Genomic DNA, 19,814 nt, shown 5'->3' on the forward strand with positions numbered 1-19,814 from the left:
TCTATGCCGATCGAAATGCCCGCGGAATGGGGCTGCTCTCTAGCTTTAACCGTACCGAAGTGCTTCAATGGGGTGGATTTGCGACGCCCGCCGGGCCGGATACAGGGCCGCGAGTGTTGTAACAGCGACCGCGAAACACACTGATCCGGCCCACAACCACCAGGGGAACACGAAGATCGTGGTGGAGAGCATCTTGTGTCCGTCCATCTGCCCCGCGATCAGCGTTTGTACCCATTTATCGGCCCAAATCGTCAGCCCGAACGCCAGAGCCAGCCCGAAGACGGCCCCCGCACAGCCGATCAACGCGCCTTCGGTGAGGAAGAGGCCCATCACCTGTCCCCGGGTGGCACCCACGGCCCGCAAGATACCGATTTCTCCGGTACGCTCCACCACGCTGGTCACGAGCGTGTTCGTGATGCCCACAGACGCCACGAACAGCGCGATGAAGGCGAACAGGTTCAATCCGGCAGCGATGAGCGTGACTTCGCGTTTGGCTGCGGCGAACCACTTCGCGCCACTATGTGCGCGGAAGCCCTGGGCTTCGATTTGCGACACGATGGCGGGGAGTTCGCTGCCGGGTATCACGCGAACGTCCGCGCTGTAGAAGCCGCCTTCCTTTTGCCACGGGAGTTTCCCGAACAACTTGTCGCCGGTTGTGGGGGGAAGAAACACCTCGCCCTGTGTGAGTTCCCACGAGTCTAAAGGCGTTGTTTTCTTGCGCTCGTCGCGTGTAAGTCGACTCACCACACCACAAATGCGGAACGTACCGCTCGCGGTTTTACCGGACTCGCCCTGGCGCTCCTCGCTCGGTTCGGCCGGCGGGGTGAGGAGCTTCTGCAACTCCAGTTGCTCCGCGATGCTGAGATCGAACGCGCTGAGCTTTTTGGGGAGCGCGGCCGCGATCTTTTCCAGAACTTGCACCTGCCCGCGTGTCAGCTCCCCCGCCGGGAGCGGCCCTAACATGGCGCGGGCCATCGTTGTCGCTTGGCTCTGCTTCACCCCGCCGACGTCGAGCTTCACCGTGCGGCCGACGGCCCGTTCCAGGTCGGCGTCGTCGCGGATGCCGAGCTGATAGAGCGCGTACTCGGACACCACGATTTCTTCCGCGTTGGGCGCACTTGGTAATCGGCCAGCGAGTAGTCGAGGCGCGAGGTCGTCGAGCCGTCCGCTCACGCAGAGTGCGCTGGCCGGCGTTTCGGAGGAGTCGATCCACACGCGCCCGTCGCCGGTGCGGTACGTGCGTATTTCGGCCACGCCGGGGATGTGGGCGATGGCATCGAGCTTGTCGGGAGTGAGCAGTCGCGTCGCGGGCCGGGACGAACGCGCGTGCTGGTAGCGGTCGACGAGGGCCTCGCGGATGCGTGCCCGGCGCTCGTCGGACATGGAGCCTTGGACCGCGATCTTTTCGGACGGAATGGTGCTCTCGTCCGGCGGCGCCTCATCCGCGCGGACCACAATGCGCCAGAAATCGTCGCGCCCCTTGAACTCGGTGTCAATGAACGCGCGCAGCCCCAAGCCCAGTGACACGCTGAACGCGAGCGCGCAGGTGCCCACGGTCACGCCCACGAGCGTGAGTGCGGTCCGCACTTTTTGCCGCCACAACCCACCGAGAGCGAACTTGAGCAATTGGACGAAGTTCATGAGTGAATGACGGCCGCGGGTGAAAGATCCGTTCAACCAAAAGACCAGAATCCGGGCGGAACAGCAAGGCGCTAACGAATTCGTTTGCGATTCCCTCGTTCATTGCCCTTTTTGAATCACCCCTGTTGCGAAGGCTGAACGCTCGATACAATTCCCCAACTTCATTCCCGTGGCGCGTGAACTGTGTCCAGTTCGCCGGGCCTGGAGCAACCTTTAACCCCTGTACCCGTCGTTCCTTCGGTGCTCCCTCGGACCGCACGGGCGTCTGCCTCCCTCACACTATGGTTAACCGCAACCTTCTCCGCCAGTTCGACTCGGCCGAAGACGACATTCTGGGCATCGACGATATCTTCACCAAAGAAATCTCAGAGTGGATTCAGAGCGAGGACCAGGACTACGAAGCCAACAAGATCGTCACCGGTAAGGTGCTCGAGATCCGTGGCGACGACGTGGTCATCGACATCGGCTACAAGTCCGAAGGCGTCATCAAACTGGACGAGTGGAGGGAAGAGGGCACCGACGCCTCTCCGCCGAAGCCGGGCGACACCGTCGAGGTGCTGCTCGAAACCGTCGAGAGCGAAGACGGCACGATCCAGCTCTCCTACCGCAAGGCGAAGCGGCAGAAGGAATGGAACGCGATCCTCGCCAAGCACAAGGAAGGCGACGTGGTCGCCGGAAAGGTGCTCAAGAAGATCAAGGGCGGGTTGCTCGTCAACATCGGCGTGAACGTGTTCCTCCCGGCCTCGCAGGTGGACATCCGCCGCCCGCAGAGCATCGACGAGTACATCGACCGCACCATCGAGTGCGTCATCCTGAAGATCGACGAGCAGCGGCGCAACATCGTCGTGTCCCGGCGCAAGCTGATCGAGGACCGGCGCAAGATCCAGAAGGACAAGCTGCTCGGCGAACTGGAAATCGGCCAGATCCGCACCGGCGTGGTCAAGAACATCGCCGAGTTCGGCGCGTTCGTGGACCTCGGCGGGATCGACGGCCTGCTCCACATCACGGACATGGGTTGGCACCGCGTGACCAACCCGCGCGACGTGGTGCAGATCGACCAGTCGCTCGAAGTGTACATCCTGCACATCGACCGCGAGAAGGAGAAGATCGCCCTCTCGCTGAAGCACAAGACCCCGAGCCCGTGGCAGAACATCGAGGCCAAGTACCCGATCAACAGCCGCCACAACGGGGAAGTGGTCAACATCATGCCCTACGGGGCGTTCGTTAAGCTCGAACCGGGCATCGAGGGGCTGGTCCACATCTCCGAAATGTCGTGGGTCAAGCGCATTGCCGACCCGAAGGAACTGGTCCAGATCGGCGACAAGGTCGAAGTTCAGGTTCTGAACATCAACCACGACAAGAAGGAAATCTCGCTCGGCATGAAGCAGTGCCAGAGCAACCCGTGGGGCGAGGTCGCCAAGAAGTACCCGACCGGCACGGTCATCACCGGCGTGGTGCGGAACCTCACCAACTACGGGGCCTTCATCGAGATCGAAGAGGGCATCGACGGCCTCCTGCACGTCTCCGACATGAGCTACGTGCGGAAGGTGTCCAACCCCTCCGAAGTGGTCCAGAAGGGTCAGAAGATCACCTGCGTGGTGCTGAGCGTGGACCAGGAGCGCAAGCGGGTCGCGCTGGGCCTCAAGCAGATGGGCAACGACCCGTGGGAGACCGACATCCCGGGCCGCTACAAGCCGGGCCAGAAGGTCCAGGGCAAGGTCACCAAGCTCACCAACTTCGGCGTGTTCGTGCAGCTCGAAGAGGGGCTGGAGGGCCTGCTCCACATCTCCGAACTCTCGGACGACAAGATCGAGAGCCCGGAAGAGGTGGTCAAGGTCGGCGACGACGTGGACGTCAAGGTGCTCCGCGTCGACGCCAAGGACCGCAAGATCGGCCTCTCGATGAAGAACGTGGACGACAACACCGTCCCGGACGACGTGCAAGACCTTCCGATCGAAGGCCCGGAAGCGGAAAAGGCTATGGAGGAGAAGCTCAAAGCCACCCGCGAGAAGGAAGCCAAGAAGGAGAAGGAAGGCGGCAGCAGCAGCGGCAGCAAGGAAGCGCCCAAGGAGAAGGAAGGGCTTCGCGGTGGCACCGGCGCCGCCGGCCCGCTGTTCCAACTCCCGGGCGACAAGAAAGAATAAGTGCGAATGGAACTGCGGTGATAACTCTCACCGCGGTTCGATCGCGTGAATCTGCTGAACCGGCCCCGGCGAATAGTCGGGGCCGGTTCTTTTTTGTCGGTCGTGCGGATTTTGTTGGCGGGTGCGGGGCACGAATCAGGTTTGTGAAATGGGCACTCGAATCAGTTAAGTTCTGCCACGATCGTAAAGCTCCGGCCGCTGTCGTACTTCTCGACGCGGGCGGACCGTAGCGAATAAATCGTGGTTGACTTTCGGAAACTTTTTAGCGGGCCGGGATATCATAAAGTGACGTTCCGGTAATGATTTGGTACGGGAGGAAGTACGACTCGCCTTCGCCCCGACCGGAAATTAGTGTTGAACTCGTTCCGGAGCGAAATGTATTCTGATACGACCGCAGAACCATCCCATCCGGTTCTTCCGGTCGGCGACCCGATGACATTGTGCGACCTCCCCCGGTTGCGCCGGCCGTAACGATTCGTTGCGGTGGTCGGGTTGTGGCTGTGGTTCGTTCGACAACGCCCGAAATCCCCCTCGTCCGGGCGTTCCACCAGTGCGTTAATCCAGGTTATTGTTTCAGCGGTCGATACGTCTCTGCGGGTTCGTCCGAGAGCGACTTACCATCGCCCCGAACGACCCGGCGCCCACCCGGCGCTCTGCGGACTCGCCAGACCGCGACCAATGCCGGCCCTTTTGTAGACAGGATGCTCGATACCATGTCGCGACTCCGCCGCTACCGCCCGGATGTGGTCCAGTCCCCGCTGGAAACGTACCTCCGCGAGATCAACGAAACCGCGTTGCTCTCGGCCGACCAGGAGAAGTCCCTGGCCCGCTCGATCGGCGAGGGGGACACGGAGGCCCGCGACCAGATGGTGCGCGCCAACCTGCGGCTCGTGGTCAACATCGCCCGCGGGTACACCGGGAAGGGGCTGGCCCTCCAGGATCTCATCGAAGAGGGCAACCTCGGACTGCTGCGGGCGGTCGAGGGCTTCGACCCCACGATGAACACGCGGTTCAGCACCTACGCGAGCTACTGGATCAAGCAAAGCATCAAGCGCGCTCTGGTGAACACCGCGAAGACGATCCGCATCCCGGCGTACATGGTCGAACTGCTCGCGAAGTGGCGCCGGGCCACCAACAAGCTCAGCGACGAACTCGGGCGCCCGCCGACCCACGAAGAGGTCGCCAAACTCCTCGGCCTGCCGAAGAAGAAGCTGAACATCATCAAGAAGGCGATCCGCGTGTACAACGCGGCCCCGCAAGCCGACCAGGGCGAGGCCGGGTGGAGCATCGAAGAGATGCTCATGGACAACCGCGCGAAGACGCCCGACACCGAAATGGTGGAAACCGACGACCTGAAACAAGTTCTGGTGCTACTGGACAAGATGGACCCGCGCGAGGCGACGGTTCTGCGCATGCGGTTCGGACTGAACGACGAGGAGCCAAAGACCCTCAAGGAAATCGGCGAGTGCCTCGGACTGACCCGCGAGCGCGTGCGCCAGATCGAGGGCGAGGCGCTCGCGAAACTCGGCGAAGATCTTTGTAACTGATGGCTGCGTAAGCGGAACGAACGCGGGCGGTGTGCTTAGGTGCGCACCGCCCGCGTTCGCTTTTCTGGTGTGAAAAGTGGATTAGGTGACATATTGACATTATATGAACGGAGGAATAGTATTTCGGTGGCGTTCGCGGTTGAGGGGCCGCGTGCGTCCGTGAACGTTCCGCGGACTTGTGCGGGGACCGAGGGTGGGCGGTGCCCGTATCGAGTTACGTGCCGAGACGTTTGACCGTGCGCGTGGTGTAGGAGATACGACGCGCACAAGTTTCCTATTTTCGCGCCGCAGTTCGCTATGTCCCCCGAACTGCGTGAACTCGCGCAACCCGCGCCGTCGATTTCCCCGGTGTCACCGGAGGGTCGGCGATGCGGGTCGCGCTGTTATTGGTGCTCGCGGTTGTCGTTGTCGGGTGCGAGTCACTGCGCGCACCGCAAACTGTACCACCACCTGTTTCAACGAGCGGGCCGACAGACGAGCGAAGACAACCTACCCCCCCGTCCCCCCTCCCTGAAGGGAAGGGGGAGCAAAGACAACCTAACCCCCTAACCCCCTTCCCTAAGAAGGAAGGGGGAGCAGAGCAAAACGCAGAAACTGGTGCATCGCAAGCGCCAGTTTTAAGCCCCTCTCCATTTAGGGGAGGGGTTGGGGAGGGGTTGCAGCCACGACCTACCCCCCCGCCCCCCCTCCCTGAAGGGAAGGGGGAGACCGGCACTTTACAATCGAAGAACGCGGCACCTACCCCGGAGACTTCTTTCTCCCCCTTCTCTGGCAGGAGGGGGTTGCAGGGGGAACCCGTAGGGGGTTCCCCCTCGCAAGGAGCGAGGGGGGCTGGGGGGGGAGGTTCTTCGCCCCCCGTTCCTCCAGGAAGCGGGAACGAGGGAGGTTCTTCGCCCCCCGAAGACGACGCCTTAAGCCACGTCACGAAGTGCCTGGAACGCGACGACTATCTCAGTGCCGCAGCGCACCTCGAAGGGTATGTTCGGCGGCACGCGGACCAGCCGATGTTCCGGTTTCAGCTTGCGGAAATGTATTTGCGAGCGGCGCACCCGGCGGAAGCGAAGTGCCACCTCGAACAGTTCGTCGCTGATGCGCAGACCGGTCCGACCGCGTTGCAGTCACACTTGGTGACCGCACACATCAAACTGCGCGAGATCGCGATCAGCACACGCGATCGATTCGGCGAATCGTTTCACCGCGGTGTCGGGTTGGTTCTGCTCGTCCGAGAGCAGGACGGCGATCCCAAACGCGACGAGGGGTTCTGCGAAGAAATGCTGTGCAAGGCGCTCCGCGCTCTGACAGAAGCGAAGGACCAGCGCCCGGGGGATTCGCGCGTGCGGATGTACCTCGCCGAAGTTCATGAGCGAACCGGGAACCGACACGGAGCCGGTGCCGAGCGTGCTGCGGCGCGGGCCGATGTGGTGAGCGGTGAGTTGACCGCGAAGGAGCGGCTGCCCCTCTTGCTACGCGAGTGAACGTGTCCGATCACCGCTTGGGAAGGGGTACGAACTCGGTGACGTTGAGTTCGCCGTTCTGAAGGTGGTGGTCGAGCGGTCGCACTTTTCCGCCGCGCGTCTTCATCGCGATCATCGTGCGGCGCATTTCGTCCCACCACAAGAACGAGAGCGCGTCCGGGTTCGTCGCGCGCACGTCGCGGTACGCGGAGAGTTGTGCGAGGAACTCGGTCGCGTCGGCCTGCGCCAGTCGCAGTTGCGATTCACGGTACTCGCTCGCTTCTTGACCGAGCCGGTAGCGGATCGCGTCGGCCTGGCGCAAGCGCTGGTCGCGCTCCTGCTGGGCCTGGAACTCTTTCGTGCGAATCGCGGTTTGTGCTTGCGTAACGGCCTCGAACGCTGCACGCACTTCGTCCGGCGGTGCGATCAGAGCGACACTCACGCGCTGCACGCGGATACCGAGCTTCAGTTCGGGGAGCCGTTCGGCGAGCCGGTCCATGACCCATGCGGGGAGCATGCCGGTTCCGGTGAGCAGCACCTGATCGACCGTGTGACCCGCGACCCACTCGCCGGCGACGGCCTCGGCTGTGCGCGAGAGGGTCGGGTCCACGAGATCGCGGTGAATCACGTAGTCGTCGAGATCCTGGTCCGCTTCGCCGATGGCGTAATCGAGAACGATTTGCACGTTCACGAGGTTCTGGTCGCCGGTGAGCAGTTGGCCCGCGGGCATGGTCGTGTCGTTGGCAGCCTCGCTGTCGTAACCCACACGCAACTGCCGCACGGTTCGCACGGGTACGCGATCGACGCGATCGATGCCCCACGGCAGCCCGAACCCGAGCCCCGGTCCCGGGCGCGCGACGATCCCTCCGAACCGTCGAACGACGGCCCGTTCGTCCGGTGCGACCTGATAGACGCCGGTGAGGAGGTACGTCCCGAGCACCAGAACAAAGAGATAACGAGCGCGGAACATGGTGCTCCTGGCGAACACGTTCGGTGAACCCTGCCCGCGAGGGCAGCGGGTAATCTTCTGTGCTGATACGCCACCCACCGCCCTTGCGGGCGGGGTTCACCCGGGCACTACTTCGGTGGCGGTGCTTGTGCCGGGGTCGGCGGTCCCTGAATGATCCGCAGCAGTGGGTGCTTGGTCGTGAGCAGGAGCACGTCGCGGGTGTCAGAGAGCATTGCTTGGAACGACCGCAGTTGTTCCAGGAACAAGTAGAACTCGCGGTCCTGGGCGTAGGCCGCGGCACGGATGCGGGCGGCTTCCGCGTTGGCCTGACCCTCGATTACGGTCTTCTGGGCCTTCGCGTCGGCCTCAATGATGCGGGCCGCACGGTCGGCATCGGTGGTGATGTCCGCGGCACGCTTGCGGCCGTCGCTCTCGTAGTCGGCGACCTTTTTCGCGCGCTCGCTGCGGATGCGCTCCGCGATGCTCCCGCGCACGGTGTCCGGGTAACTGAACCGGCGCACGCGGATGTCGATTACCTGGATGCCGTACTCGCTGAGGGCCTTCGTGCGGATGTCGTCTACCGGGTTCGCGGGGCCGCCGTGTAAGCTCTCGGAGCCGAGCAGTCGCCGGCGCACGCGCTCGTTGCGCTCGTCGATGAGCCGAGAATCGTCGGAGCGGAACGACGACTCGGGCAGAGCTGCGCCCTGTCCGCCGGTGATGGCCGCGAGCGTGGTTTGCGTGTCGGTGACTCCGATCAGGTCTTCGATCGGCATCGTGCTGATGACCGCCGCGAGCCGCCCGTTGATGAGCGGCCCGAGGATCTTTTTCGCCTGCTCGGGGGTGCGGACGGTCTTCACGAAGCGGTCCGCGGCTTCGGTGTCGGGGATCTTCCACGTCACGAACGCATCGACCGCGAGCGTCTTGTCGACGGTGCGGGTCGCGGGGTCGCGTGTGAGCGCTTCGACCGCGGGTAGGTCGAACGACTGCACCCGCCGGTCCATGCGCAGCACGGAGTCGACGGGCCACGGGGCTTTGATGTGCAGGCCGGCGTTGGTCCCGCCGTCGTGGATCGCTTCGACGTGGCCGAACCGCGTCACGTACACGAATTCGGCCGCGTCCACCGCGAAGAACGCGGACCGGAGCCACAACCCAACGAGAAGCAAAGTGACAACGATGAGGAAGCGGCGCATAGTTCGTTGGAACTCGGCCCATCGACCCCTCTTCGTCGAAGAGGGGTCGATGGGGGATGCGATTGAGTGAACCGCCGGCACCAGCGAGCGGGTGTTTCTCCCCTCCTTCTTAAGAGAAGGGGGGCGAGCGGTTAGGGTTCTTCTCCGTTACTTCACCAACCACTCAACGACCTTTGCGGGATCGAGTTTTTCGGACACGCGAGTGAGGTTCTTGGCCGCGCCCGCGGCCTCGTATGCGGCGCGCGACACCTGGCCGCTCCCGGTGCCCTTGTGGTTGTGAACGAGCACCTCGCCCGGCGCGCATAGCGCGAGGAACGCGCCCAACCCGCCGTACTTCACGGCGCCGGGGAGCAGCATCGGATCGGCGGTGTCCTTGATGTCCTCGAACTTGAACTGGTTCATGTCGGCCGCGGTCTTCGCGACCGCGTCGCCGGCCAGTGCCTTCGCGAGAATCGCGATCGGCCCGAACGACTCCCACCCGACGAGGTGAACGGGATTGCCCTTCTCTTCGGTGCCACCGAGCACGAAACCGCGATTCTGGTACGAGCGCCGTATAAAGGAAACCGCGGTCAGTGCGTCGTGAACGCGCTGAGCTAAGAGGGTTCGGTTGTAGCCGTAAGTGTAGCCGGCGAACCCCTTGTCTACCGCGAACGGTTTGCCACTCACTTGCTCGCCGGTTCCGAGAACGTCAATCGCCATGATACCGATGTTCTTATCAAGGATCGCTTGCGCCGTTGGGACCAGTTTCCCCTTCTCGAACAGGCTCGATTTGCCCGCCGGATGCAGCCACAGAACCCATTGATTCGCGCGCTTCTTGGGTTCGGCCACGTAGAAAGGTAACACGTCGCCGTGGCAGTAGTCGGCTTCGTTGGGATGCGAGACGCTCGCTGCGTGAAGCTTTGCCACGAGATCGGCGGTGCTTGATGTGTGGTATGCGTCGTGGTTGCCGACACGAGTGAGTGCGCCACGAACGAACGGGAAGTTGCCCGTCCATTCGCTCAGCATGATGCCTTTGGGCGGGGCGCTGTTCACCATCACTCGCAACGCGGTGCCCACCACGCGCTTGTACTCCTTCAGGCTCTCGGTGTCCTTCGGGGTGAGCTTCGCGATCTGCTCGTCGCTGGCTTTCGCCATCACTTCGCGGAGTGCCTTCGCGCCGAGTTCGTCCTTCGGGCGCCGGTGTTTGTCGTCGTAAACGCTTAAACCGGATGTGGGCACGACCGGTTTGAACGCCGGTTCGGTAACCTTCTCCTCCTTACCCATTAGATAGTTGCGCATCCAGTAGTACATGAACTCGCGCGCGTGAACGTTGTACTGGTGCCCGTAACGCAGCCACTCCTTTGCCTCCACGCGGGTTACCGCACCGTACAACTTGTAGAGCTCTTCGAGTTCGGGGTAACCCTTGCGCACGAAGTCCTTCGTCCAGTCGTTGGCGCAGGAAAAGGCTTGCGGCTTCGGCGCAAACAGCCCGGCGATTTCCACGTTGCCCGTGTTTACGCGGAGCAGCGAGCAGTTCTCGCACACGCACCCACCCTGCATTCCGGTGCTCACCATCACCGCGGGGAACACGGCCGCGAGCCGGTCGTCGATAGCAGCGAGCATGAACGTCTGCGTGCCGCCGCCGCTCGCCCCGGTCATGCCCAGGCGTTTGGCGTCTACATCGGGCAACCCGGCGAGGAAATCGAGCGCGCGAACGCTGTTCCAGGTTTGGAGCCCCATCGCGCTTTGCAGCCGCAGTTCGCCTTCGGCGTCCGCGAAGCCCTTGCCGTGCGGGATCGCGGTGCTGTCGGCTACGCCCACCATGTCGTAGTGGAACACCACGAACCCGAGCTTCGCCAGTGTCGCCGGGAGTGCTTGCAGGAAGTACCGGCCGCGGTCCATGTCCGGTTCACCGCCGCCGTCGACGTTGGCTTTGCCGGCCTTTTCGCCCGCGTCGTGGAGCCGCCCGTTTTCCCAGTGGCCGTGCGCGAACAGAACCCCCGGGAACTTCACGGGTTTGCTGGCGTCGGGGCCGACCGGTCGGTACAGGTTGCCGGACACGTAGTGGCCCGGGGTGCTGGCGAAATAGACCTTCTCGATCGTGTAATCGCCCTTATCGATCTTGCCGTGAACGGTCGCGTTGAGCGGCGTCTTCTCCGGCATTGGCCAGAGTCCCGTGGCGACGAGTAATTGCTCGCGGAGCTGCTTTCGGCGTTCTTCCCACGCCTCTTTCGTTTTCGGCACGACGAAGGGGAAGTAGTCGTTGAGCGTCTTCGGTGCCTTGAGGCGCACATCAGTTGGTTTCTTGGCGTAGGTGAACACCTCCGTGGGGTCATCGGTGTCGGCAGCGAACGCAAATTGCAGGAAGGGGTGGGACGACAGGAGCCCCGCGGCGGGGAGGGCGAGTGCTTCGCGGCGTGAGAGCATGGGTAACTCCGGATGAGGTGAGCCGACATTAAGGGATGGGGCGCGCCGCGTCAACGATCCGTCACTCGGAGGACCGCACGCGGCCGGCGGGTGACCTTGCCAAAACGTAGGTGCGGTCGTTAATATGCCTATCTTCGGCACGGCACGTTATTTTCGCCGGCTCTCGCGCGATCTGCCGACGCGCGGCAAGGTCCGGCTAGTGAGTGGGGTCGCACCGCTTCTTTCCTTCGTGGACACTCGGCCGAGTGCCGGGCGGGACGCTTGTTCCGCTGAGCGCGGTCGGAGGAGCGGCGATCAGTGGGGGCCAGACGTGACGGAATCTCTCATCGATCTGCGGGCGCTTCTCGTCGAGCGCGAAGACTTTGAAGGCGGGATGGTCGGGCGGCTGCGTGAGGGGTTGGCCCAGGGCGGGCCACAGGTTCGTGCCCTCAAAGACATCATCGACACGCTCACGAAGCGGCTCGCGGTCGCGGCCCCGCCGCAACAAAAGAAGATCCACCTCAAGCTCGGTGTCGCCAACTACTTTCTCGGGCACGTCCGCGTCGCGGTGGACAACCTGCTGAAGGCGGAAGGCCCGTTGGCCGCGTTCTTCCTCGGGCAGGCCCACGTGACGCTCGGTCAGTCGCGCCAGTACGCGGAAGACGGGGCCGACACGACCGACCACTACGACGCGGCCGTGAAAGCCTTTGAGCGGGCGGAAAAGTCGGGCTATGCGCCGCAATCGGTGCAGCTCCAGCGCGCCGGTGTGCTCCGGTTGCAGGGGCACCTTGGTGAATCGAAGACCATCCTCGCCAAACTCAAGGACGCGGCCGCGCACAACGCGGAATACTACTACCAGGAAGGCGCGCTCGCGGAAGCCGAGGGCGATATTCCCCGGGCCGCGAAGTACTTCGAGCGCGCCGTTGAACTCGAACCCCGGCACTCGGCGGCCCTCTTCCGGTTGGGCTTCCTGAACGACCAGCAGGGGAACGACTACGAGGCCATCGGGTACTACGAGCGGTGCCTGAAGTACCCGCCGGTGGGGAAGGGCGTCCTGTACAACCTCGGCGTGCTGTACGAAGACAACGACATGTACGACAAGGCCGCGGACTGCTACCGCCGGCTCGCGAAGGCCGACCCGCGCGACGAGCGCGCCAAGCTGTTCGTGAAGGACTCCGAAGCGTCGCTCTCGATGCACTACGATCCGGAGGACGAACAACTCCGCATGGCCGACCGCGTCGTGCTGGAGATCCCGATCACCGACTTCGAGCTGTCGGTTCGCAGCCGCAACTGCCTCAAGCGGATGAACATCCGCACGCTCGGCGACCTCACGCGCGTCACCGAGTCGCAACTGCTCGCGAGCAAGAACTTCGGCGAAACGTCGCTCGAAGAGATCAAAATCATCATGAACGCGAAGCAACTGCGCATCGGGCAGTCGCTCGACCAGGGGCAACAGTACGAGTTCCGTTACCGCCCGCAGCAGAACCTCAGCCCGGAAGAACAGGCCACGCTCAACAAGCCGGTGAGCGACCTGAACCTCTCCGTTCGTGCGCGCAAGTGCATGAATCGGTTGAACATCGGCACACTCGGCGAACTCGTCCAGCGCACCGCCGACGAGCTGCTCGAGGCCAAGAACTTCGGCCAGACCTCGCTCACGGAAGTCCGCGAGCGCCTCGGCCAGTTCAACCTCAAGCTCCGCGGGGACTGAGCACGTGGGCGTGCCCCAAGATAAGGACGCCAAACGGTTTTATCAGGTTGCATGGCAGCGGTTGGAAGACGCCGCGTTCCTTCTAGATGCGGCTCGAACGACCGCTGCCATGTACCTCGGCGGGTATTGCGTCGAGTGTATGTGGAAAGCCCTGATCGTTACGCAGGCCGGGAAGAGCAAAAAGGACGAGGTGCTAGAGCTGTTCGCGGGCAGTAAGGCCCACAATTTCGATTGGTTGCGGTCTCTCTACGACAAATACGGCGGACCGCCGCCCCCGAAGAGAGACAAAGAATTGACGAACGCGCTCGTCGTTGTCGCTTCTTGGGGGACGCACTTGCGATACCACCCTGGTACAATGCCGGAAGACACCGCGAAGGAGTTTTTGGACGCCGTTCGGCTGGTTAGAAAGTGGGCCGACGAGAGGTTGTGACGATGGCCGTGAATATGCGCGAACCGGTCGACCCCGTCATGGAGGCCATTGCCGCCGCCGTTCGCAATTACACCAATGCCCACCCATCGGCGGAAGCGGACATATACCGGTACAGCCCGGTGTCCGTTCGGGTACGGGTCGTCGATCCCGATTTCCGTGGCAAGAGTCGGTCGGAGCGGCACAAAATCGTCTGGCCACTCTTATACGCTCTCGACGCCGATATCCTTGCCGACTTGACAATCCTACTGTTACTCGCTCCAGACGAACTGGAATCGTCTATCGCGAACCGTGATTTCGACACCCCCGTGTTTGCCGCCGAATACGCGGCTGCGCTCAAAGCCGTTTCGGGTGGTGGCGCAGCAACTCCGTGAGCCCTCCCTCCAAATGCTTTTTCCATTCACCCTTCAAGCGACCGATGGGGCCGCCCGCGCCGGTACGCTCACCACACCACACGGTGAGGTGCCGACGCCCGCGTTCATGCCGGTCGGCACGCAGGCCACGGTTAAGGGACTGACGCCGGAGATGGTCCGCGCGGCGGGCGCGCACATCATTCTCGGGAACACGTACCACCTCGCGCTTCGGCCCGGGGATGAGATCGTCCGCGACTTCGGCGGGTTGCACAAGTTCATGCACTGGGACGGCCCGATCCTCACGGACTCGGGCGGCTTCCAGGTGTTCAGCCTCGCCGGGCAGGTGAAAATCACTGACCACGGCGCGAAGTTTAAAAGCCACATCGACGGTTCGCCGCTCGAACTGACGCCCGAACGCGCCGTCGAGATCCAGCAGAACCTCGGGTCCGATATCGCGATGGTGCTCGACGAGTGCCCGCCCGCGACCTCCGAGCCGGCGAAGATGCGCGCCGCGGTCCTCCGCACCATTCGCTGGGCGGAACGCTGCAAAAAGCACCATTCTCGGCCCGGTCAGGCGCAGTTCGCCATCGTGCAGGGCGGGCTGAACCTCGATCTGCGTGCGGAGTGTGCCCGTGAACTCGTCGCGATGGACTTCCCCGGCTACGCGCTGGGCGGATTCAGCGTTGGAGAAGCGCCAGAAGCCATGCACGCGGCTCTACCCACGTGCGCCGCGTGCTTGCCCGAACACAAACCGCGATACCTGATGGGCGTGGGGCGCCCGCAGGATTTGCTCGCCGGGGTCGCGTCCGGGATCGACATGTTCGACTGCGTGATGCCCACCCGCAACGGCCGGAACGCCCTCGCGTTCACGAGCGACGGACCGATCCGCTTGCGGAACGCGAAACACCGGCGAGATCCGGCCCCCGTCGCGTCCGATTGCGCGTGCTACTGCTGCGAGAACTACTCGCGGGGCTACCTGCACCACCTGTTCGCGGCCGACGAGATGTTGGGGCCGACGCTGCTGAGTCTGCACAACATCGCGTTCTACCTGCGGTTGATGGCCGACGCCCGGCGCGCCATCACGGAGGGGCGGTTCGCGGCCTTCCGTGCCGGTTGCCTTGCCCGCTGGAACGCCGATTCCTAAATTGATCGTTCCGATTGTAGCGACCGAGCGCCGTTTCAGCGTAAAAGCTGAATCCCGCTCCGGTGTTTTGCGATCACGAGTACGGTGCCGAGTCAGGAACGCAGGGTGACAATGAGCTTGCTCTTATTATTCGCGCAAGAAGGGCAACAACAGCCGCCGGGCGCGCTGCCCGGTGGCCCGATGGCGCCGTTGTTCATCCTCGGGTTGGTGGTGCTGTTCCTGCTCGTGGTCGTCTTCCCGGCCCAGCGCCGGCAGAAGAAGGACCAGGAGCAGGTGATCGCGTCGGTCAAGCGCGGGACGAAGGTGCTGACCAACGCGGGCATCGTCGCCACCGTCGTTTCGGCGAAGGACGGCGAGGACGAGATCGTGATCCGCTCCGAGGACACGAAGCTGCGGATCAAGCGCAACGTGGTCGTCCAGGTGCTCGGCTCGGACGACGCGGAAGCGGCCAAACAGTAATCGCGGGCAACAGTCACACAGGACGCCGACGTGCGGCGCGCCCCCAAGACGGGGGCCGCCGGACCGTCTCAGGAATGGTTCACACGCCATGCAACGGAACTTCATCCGCGGCCTTTTGATCTGCCTGGTGCCGTGTCTCGTGGCGGCGGTGTTCGCCGTTCAGCCCCAGAAGTACCGGCTCGGCATCGACCTCGCCGGCGGCACCATTCTGGTGTACGAGATCAACCTCGAGCGCACGGCGGCGCGCAAAGCGGCCCTCGGCGACAGCAGTGGGCAGAGCGACCCACGGGCGCCCGGTGCGAGTGCTCCCCAGGAGCTCTCGACCGAGGAAATGAACAACCTCGCCGCGCAGATCAAGCGCCGGATCGACCCCACCGACATCAAGAACGTGACCGTGCGCCCGCTCGGTCGCACCCGCCTCGAAATCATCCTGCCCACCGGGGGCGCGTCGAGCGGCCGGGCGAACCTCTCGAAGGAAGACATCGAAGAGGTGAAACGGCTCATCTCGCAGATGGGCGTGCTCGAGTTCCGCATCCTCGCGAACGGCGTGGACGACCAGGCCGGCATCCTGGCCGCCCGCCAGTTGCTCGAAGGGAAATCGCCGGCCGACCTCGAAGCGCTCGCGCGCCGCGGGGACGTGCCGCCGGCGCCCGTGGAGACGTTCAACGTCGACATCGGCGACAGCAAGGCGACCGTTCGCTACGTGTGGTCGGAAGTGGGACCGGAAGAGCGCAAGAGCCTGGGCCTGAGCAACGAGCAGGAGAGCGACCCGCGCTGGGGCGTCCTCGCCGCCCAGCGCGACAAACCGGTCCCGGTCCGCGACGGCTCGCCGGTCGACTACGTCAACTGCAACATGCTCATCTTCAGCCGCAAAGTGACCAGCACCGAGCGGCTCGCCAAAGAGGAAATGGACGAGAAGCGGCTCCGCGCGGAGAACCCGGACAAGAGCGAAGACGAAGTCAAGGCGATGGTGAACCGGAAGAAGTACGAGTACTTCATCCTCACCCGCGTGTCGCCCGAGGACTCGCTCCGCGTCGGCGGCGAAATCACCATTAGCGCGAACTCCACGAAGGACCGGTCGGAGAACCCGGCCGTCGGGTTCACGTTCAACTCGGCCGGCGGGCGCCAGTTCGGTAAGATCACGCGCCGTAACAAGCCGACCGGTGGTACCCACCGCAACCTCGCGATCCTCCTCGACGACCGGATCGTCTCGGCCCCCACGCTCCAGAGCGAAATCACCGATCAGGGTCAAATCACCGGCAAGTTCGACCGTAAGTCGGTGGACCGGCTGGTTCACATCCTGCGGAGCGGGGCGCTCTCGGCCGAACTCCGCGAGAAGCCGGTCAGCGAAAACACCATCGGGCCGACCCTCGGGGCCGACACGATTTTCCGCGGGACGACGGCCATCGGGTTCGCGTTCGTCGCGGTGCTCGTGTTCATGGTCGTGTACTACCGGTTCGCCGGGATGGTTGCGTGCGTCGCGCTGTTCGCCAACCTGCTCCTGACGATCGGCTTCATGGTCGCAGTGAACGCCGCGTTCACGCTGCCGGGGCTGGCCGGGCTGGTGCTCACGCTCGGTATGGCGGTCGATGCGAACGTGCTGATCTACGAGCGACTCCGCGAAGAGCGGAACAAGGGCGCGAACATCGCGACCGCACTCCGCAACGGCTACGAGCGGGCGTTCCTCACGATCATCGACACCCACCTGACGAGTATTTTCACCGCGATCGTGCTGTACTCCGCGGGCAACGACCAGCTCAAGGGGTTCGCCATCAGCCTCTCGGTCGGGCTCATCATCAGCCTCTTCACCTCGCTGTACATGACGCGGCTGATGTTCGACTTCTGGTTGCACAAGCGGTGGCTGACCGAACTGAAGATGATGCGGCTGTTCGAGCGACCCAACTTCAACCCGATGCGGTACCGCCGGATCTTCTTCTCGATCACCGGTGTGCTGACCGTCGCGGGCCTGGCGCTGTTCCTCCACCGCGGCGAAGACGGGCTGAACGTGGACTTCCGCGGCGGGACCGTGTTCGCCGGTAAACTGAAGGCCGGCGAAGAACGCGGGCTTACGAAGACATCGGACGATAAGCCCGGGTTCCGCGAACTGCTGAGCGAAGAATCTCAGAAGGCCAACCTCGCAGTGAAGCCCGGCGACGACGCAATCGTTTGGGAAAACAAGCCGAGCGGGGACGAGTCGGTGAACGTGTGGATTTACACGGTCACCTACACGGACGGTACCGAGCACACCGTGACGCTGACGGCGAAGCCGGCCGGTAACACGGAAGCCGAGATGCGAGAGGACGTGCGGGCTCGCGTCAGCAGTCTGCCCGACGTGTCCGTGGAGCAGATGTTCCTCACCGGCGAGGACTACGGCAGCGGTAAGAGCCGGTACTTCACGGTCCGGACGACGGAAAAGCAGCGGCAGATCGTGCAGTTGACGCTCGACCGGCTGCTGCGCGCCAAGGACGTGTCCATCATGGACGGCGCGACGATGTCGTACCCGGAGGAAGAGGTCGAACTGGAAATCGAAAAGGACGGGAAGAAGGTCAAGGAAAAGCAGCGAGTCCCTGTGGTTGCTAACGGGGTGATTACTCTCACGTTCGACAAGCCGACCTCGCGGAACTTCACGCAGGAACTGTTCGACATCGAGTTCCGCAAGCAGTCGAGTGATCGCACCGACACGTTCACCCTGACCGGTGTCGGCGAAGCGGTCGAGGGCCGGTACACGCAGATGAAGCTAGACGTGTCGAAGAACCCGGCGCTCTCGCTGTTGGCTGCTCCCGCGGCTCCCGAAACCGCTGCGAAACGCGGCACCCAGCTCCTGTCGCTCAAGAAGGTTCTGGCCGGTGCGAAGCAGGCGTTCGACAGCACCCCGGAACCGGAGCGGCTGGAAGTGTTCGACAGCCAGCTCGCGTCCGATACCCGCGAAAAGGCGCTCATCGCGATCACCCTGAGCTGGATCGCGATCCTCCTGTACCTCTGGTTCCGGTTCGGGAACTGGACGTTCGGTCTCGCGGCCGTCATCTGCCTCGTTCACGACCTGTGCTTCACGATCGGGGCGATCGCCGCGTGCCACTACCTGCACCTGATCCCCGGACTCGGGTTCCTCGGGATCGAGGACTTCAAGATCGACCTCACGACGGTCGCGGCGCTGCTCACGCTGGTCGGGTACTCGGTGAACGAGATCATCGTGAACTTCGCCCGTATCCGCGAGGTCCGCGGCAAGAACCCGACGCTGACCCCGCAGATGATTAACGACAGCGTGAACCAGACGCTGAGCCGGACGATCCTGACCTCGATGACGGTGTTCCTCGCGTCGATGGTGCTCTACATCTTCGGGGGCGAGGGCGTTCACCTGTTCGCGTTCGTGATGGTGATGGGCGTGTTGGTCAGCACCTACAGCTCGATCTTCGTCGCCAGCCCGCTCCTCCTGTTCCTCGGTGAGGGCCGCGACGCCACGGGTGCCGCTCCGGAAGAGGCGCCCGAAGAGAAGGAAGAGGGCGCGGAAGAAGAAGTGGTCGAAGGCTAAGGTTTCTGAAGTCCGAAAGTCGCACGGCCGGAGAACTCATGATGAGTTCTCCGGCCGTGCGACTTTATTGGGAGTGTTTGGTGTGTGGCTCACCCGCTCGTTGACACTCGCGGTTCGCCTTGAGCCGGATGACAAACCGCGAGTGCGGTGGTTGGGGGAGGTACCTCACCGGCCGGCTGACACCGGCCGTTCGCCTGAGTCTCTTGACGAGCCGCGAGTGCCAACGAGCGGGTGAAACTTCTACGACCTCACGACTTCGCCCTGGTAGTGTCGCGTAATCAGGTCGTTCTGAATCCACAACAGTTTGCCGAACGCGCGGAGCGTCTTCACTTCGGTGTCCCGATCGAGCCCGAGCCCCAGGATCGTGGCGGTCAGCGCGTCGGCCACGAAGCCCAGCAGTGCGTTCATCTGCACGAGTGGCACGTCGAGTTCCTTGCTCCCCGCCTTCGGCGTGTGCATCTTCCCGACCATGTCGAGGTACTCGACCATTTTGCCGTCGTAGGGCTTCGTCACAAGGGCCGCGAGGTACCGGCCCAGGTGCTGCTTGCGGAACTGGATCTGCGGGTGGTCCATCGCGAGTTGGTCGACGGTCTTCGGCACCTCACCCTGGTACCCGTGCTGGCGCGGAACGAAATGGCGCCAGGTCGCGTCCTGCTGGAAGAGCTTGTTGTAAACGGCATCCACGAGGCCCGGCACGAGCGGCGCAAGAACCGGGGCCGCGCCGTGAATGGCCGCGATGTCGTCCGCCCCGAACCCCATGAATCCCGCGACGTACCCGAAGCGGTACCCCAGATCCGATTCCAGCCGCGGTTCGTCAATGTGTGTCATGTGTGGCTCCTTCGAGAGAGGATCGCACGGGAAAAGCGTGCGACGTGGAAACAGGA

The 19,814-nt window shown here is 63.5% G+C and carries 14 protein-coding genes; 9 read left to right on the forward strand and 5 right to left on the reverse strand.

All coding sequences use genetic code 11. From position 1 onward, the window contains the following. Positions 1 to 45 precede the first annotated feature (45 nt). Positions 46 to 1,641 (reverse strand): ABC transporter permease, encoded by a 1,596-nt coding sequence (locus VT84_RS05250; RefSeq protein WP_082838763.1) that lies wholly within the window; start codon positions 1,639 to 1,641, stop codon positions 46 to 48. A 281-nt stretch (positions 1,642 to 1,922) separates the two neighbouring features. Here VT84_RS05250 and VT84_RS05255 point away from each other — a divergent pair, with 281 nt between their 5' ends. The 3 genes from VT84_RS05255 to VT84_RS05265 all read left to right on the forward strand — a co-directional run bounded on the left by VT84_RS05255 (position 1,923) and on the right by VT84_RS05265 (position 6,807). Beyond that, on the forward strand, positions 1,923 to 3,785 hold the full coding sequence (locus VT84_RS05255; protein ID WP_082838764.1) for a 30S ribosomal protein S1: 1,863 nt from the start codon (positions 1,923 to 1,925) through the stop codon (positions 3,783 to 3,785). 713 nt (positions 3,786 to 4,498) lie between these two features. Further along, positions 4,499 to 5,332 carry an RNA polymerase sigma factor RpoD/SigA gene (locus tag VT84_RS05260; RefSeq protein ID WP_052560573.1) on the forward strand — a complete coding sequence of 278 codons (834 nt, stop codon included), beginning with the start codon at positions 4,499 to 4,501 and terminating at the stop codon, positions 5,330 to 5,332. Between the two features lie 1,004 nt (positions 5,333 to 6,336). Further along, the gene (locus tag VT84_RS05265; protein WP_082838765.1) at positions 6,337 to 6,807 is read left to right on the forward strand and encodes a hypothetical protein; all 471 of its coding nucleotides are present in this window, start codon (positions 6,337 to 6,339) and stop codon (positions 6,805 to 6,807) included. A gap of 10 nt (positions 6,808 to 6,817) precedes the next feature. On the opposite strand, the gene hflK is transcribed toward VT84_RS05265, so the two are convergent. From hflK to VT84_RS05280, 3 genes are all read right to left on the reverse strand, one after another. Next, the gene (hflK, locus tag VT84_RS05270) at positions 6,818 to 7,756 is read right to left on the reverse strand and encodes a protease modulator HflK (protein ID WP_082838766.1); all 939 of its coding nucleotides are present in this window, start codon (positions 7,754 to 7,756) and stop codon (positions 6,818 to 6,820) included. A 107-nt stretch (positions 7,757 to 7,863) separates the two neighbouring features. Beyond that, positions 7,864 to 8,925, reverse strand: a complete 1,062-nt coding sequence (gene hflC / locus VT84_RS05275) for a protease modulator HflC (protein WP_052560576.1) — start codon at positions 8,923 to 8,925, stop codon at positions 7,864 to 7,866. A gap of 147 nt (positions 8,926 to 9,072) precedes the next feature. Further along, a complete protein-coding gene (locus tag VT84_RS05280; protein WP_052560577.1) occupies positions 9,073 to 11,331 on the reverse strand; it encodes a dienelactone hydrolase family protein in 2,259 nt (752 codons plus the stop codon). Positions 11,332 to 11,641: 310 nt separating this feature from the next. On the opposite strand from VT84_RS05280, the gene VT84_RS05285 reads away from it, so the two are divergent. From VT84_RS05285 to secD, 6 genes are all read left to right on the forward strand, one after another. Beyond that, positions 11,642 to 13,018: a DNA-directed RNA polymerase subunit alpha C-terminal domain-containing protein gene (locus VT84_RS05285; RefSeq protein WP_052560578.1), complete on the forward strand. Its 1,377-nt coding sequence runs from the start codon at positions 11,642 to 11,644 to the stop codon at positions 13,016 to 13,018. Between the two features lie 10 nt (positions 13,019 to 13,028). Further along, positions 13,029 to 13,448, forward strand: coding sequence for a HEPN domain-containing protein (locus VT84_RS05290; RefSeq protein WP_052560579.1), 420 nt, complete (start codon positions 13,029 to 13,031; stop codon positions 13,446 to 13,448). Next, positions 13,445 to 13,819 carry a hypothetical protein gene (locus tag VT84_RS05295; protein ID WP_157469201.1) on the forward strand — a complete coding sequence of 125 codons (375 nt, stop codon included), beginning with the start codon at positions 13,445 to 13,447 and terminating at the stop codon, positions 13,817 to 13,819. The genes VT84_RS05290 and VT84_RS05295 overlap by 4 nt, the downstream gene beginning before the upstream one ends. Positions 13,820 to 13,832: 13 nt before the next feature. Further along, positions 13,833 to 14,942, forward strand: a complete 1,110-nt coding sequence (tgt, locus tag VT84_RS05300) for a tRNA guanosine(34) transglycosylase Tgt (protein ID WP_052560581.1) — start codon at positions 13,833 to 13,835, stop codon at positions 14,940 to 14,942. Between the two features lie 111 nt (positions 14,943 to 15,053). Further along, a complete protein-coding gene (gene yajC, locus VT84_RS05305) occupies positions 15,054 to 15,401 on the forward strand; it encodes a preprotein translocase subunit YajC (protein WP_052560582.1) in 348 nt (115 codons plus the stop codon). A gap of 88 nt (positions 15,402 to 15,489) precedes the next feature. Next, positions 15,490 to 18,930 carry a protein translocase subunit SecD gene (secD, locus tag VT84_RS05310; protein WP_052560583.1) on the forward strand — a complete coding sequence of 1,147 codons (3,441 nt, stop codon included), beginning with the start codon at positions 15,490 to 15,492 and terminating at the stop codon, positions 18,928 to 18,930. A gap of 240 nt (positions 18,931 to 19,170) precedes the next feature. Here the strand turns inward: secD and VT84_RS05315 are convergent, their stop codons facing one another. Then, on the reverse strand, positions 19,171 to 19,758 hold the full coding sequence (locus VT84_RS05315; protein WP_082838768.1) for a protoglobin family protein: 588 nt from the start codon (positions 19,756 to 19,758) through the stop codon (positions 19,171 to 19,173). Positions 19,759 to 19,814: the final 56 nt, after the last annotated feature.

Source organism: Gemmata sp. SH-PL17, from assembly GCF_001610855.1.
GTDB lineage: Bacteria > Planctomycetota > Planctomycetia > Gemmatales > Gemmataceae > Gemmata > Gemmata massiliana.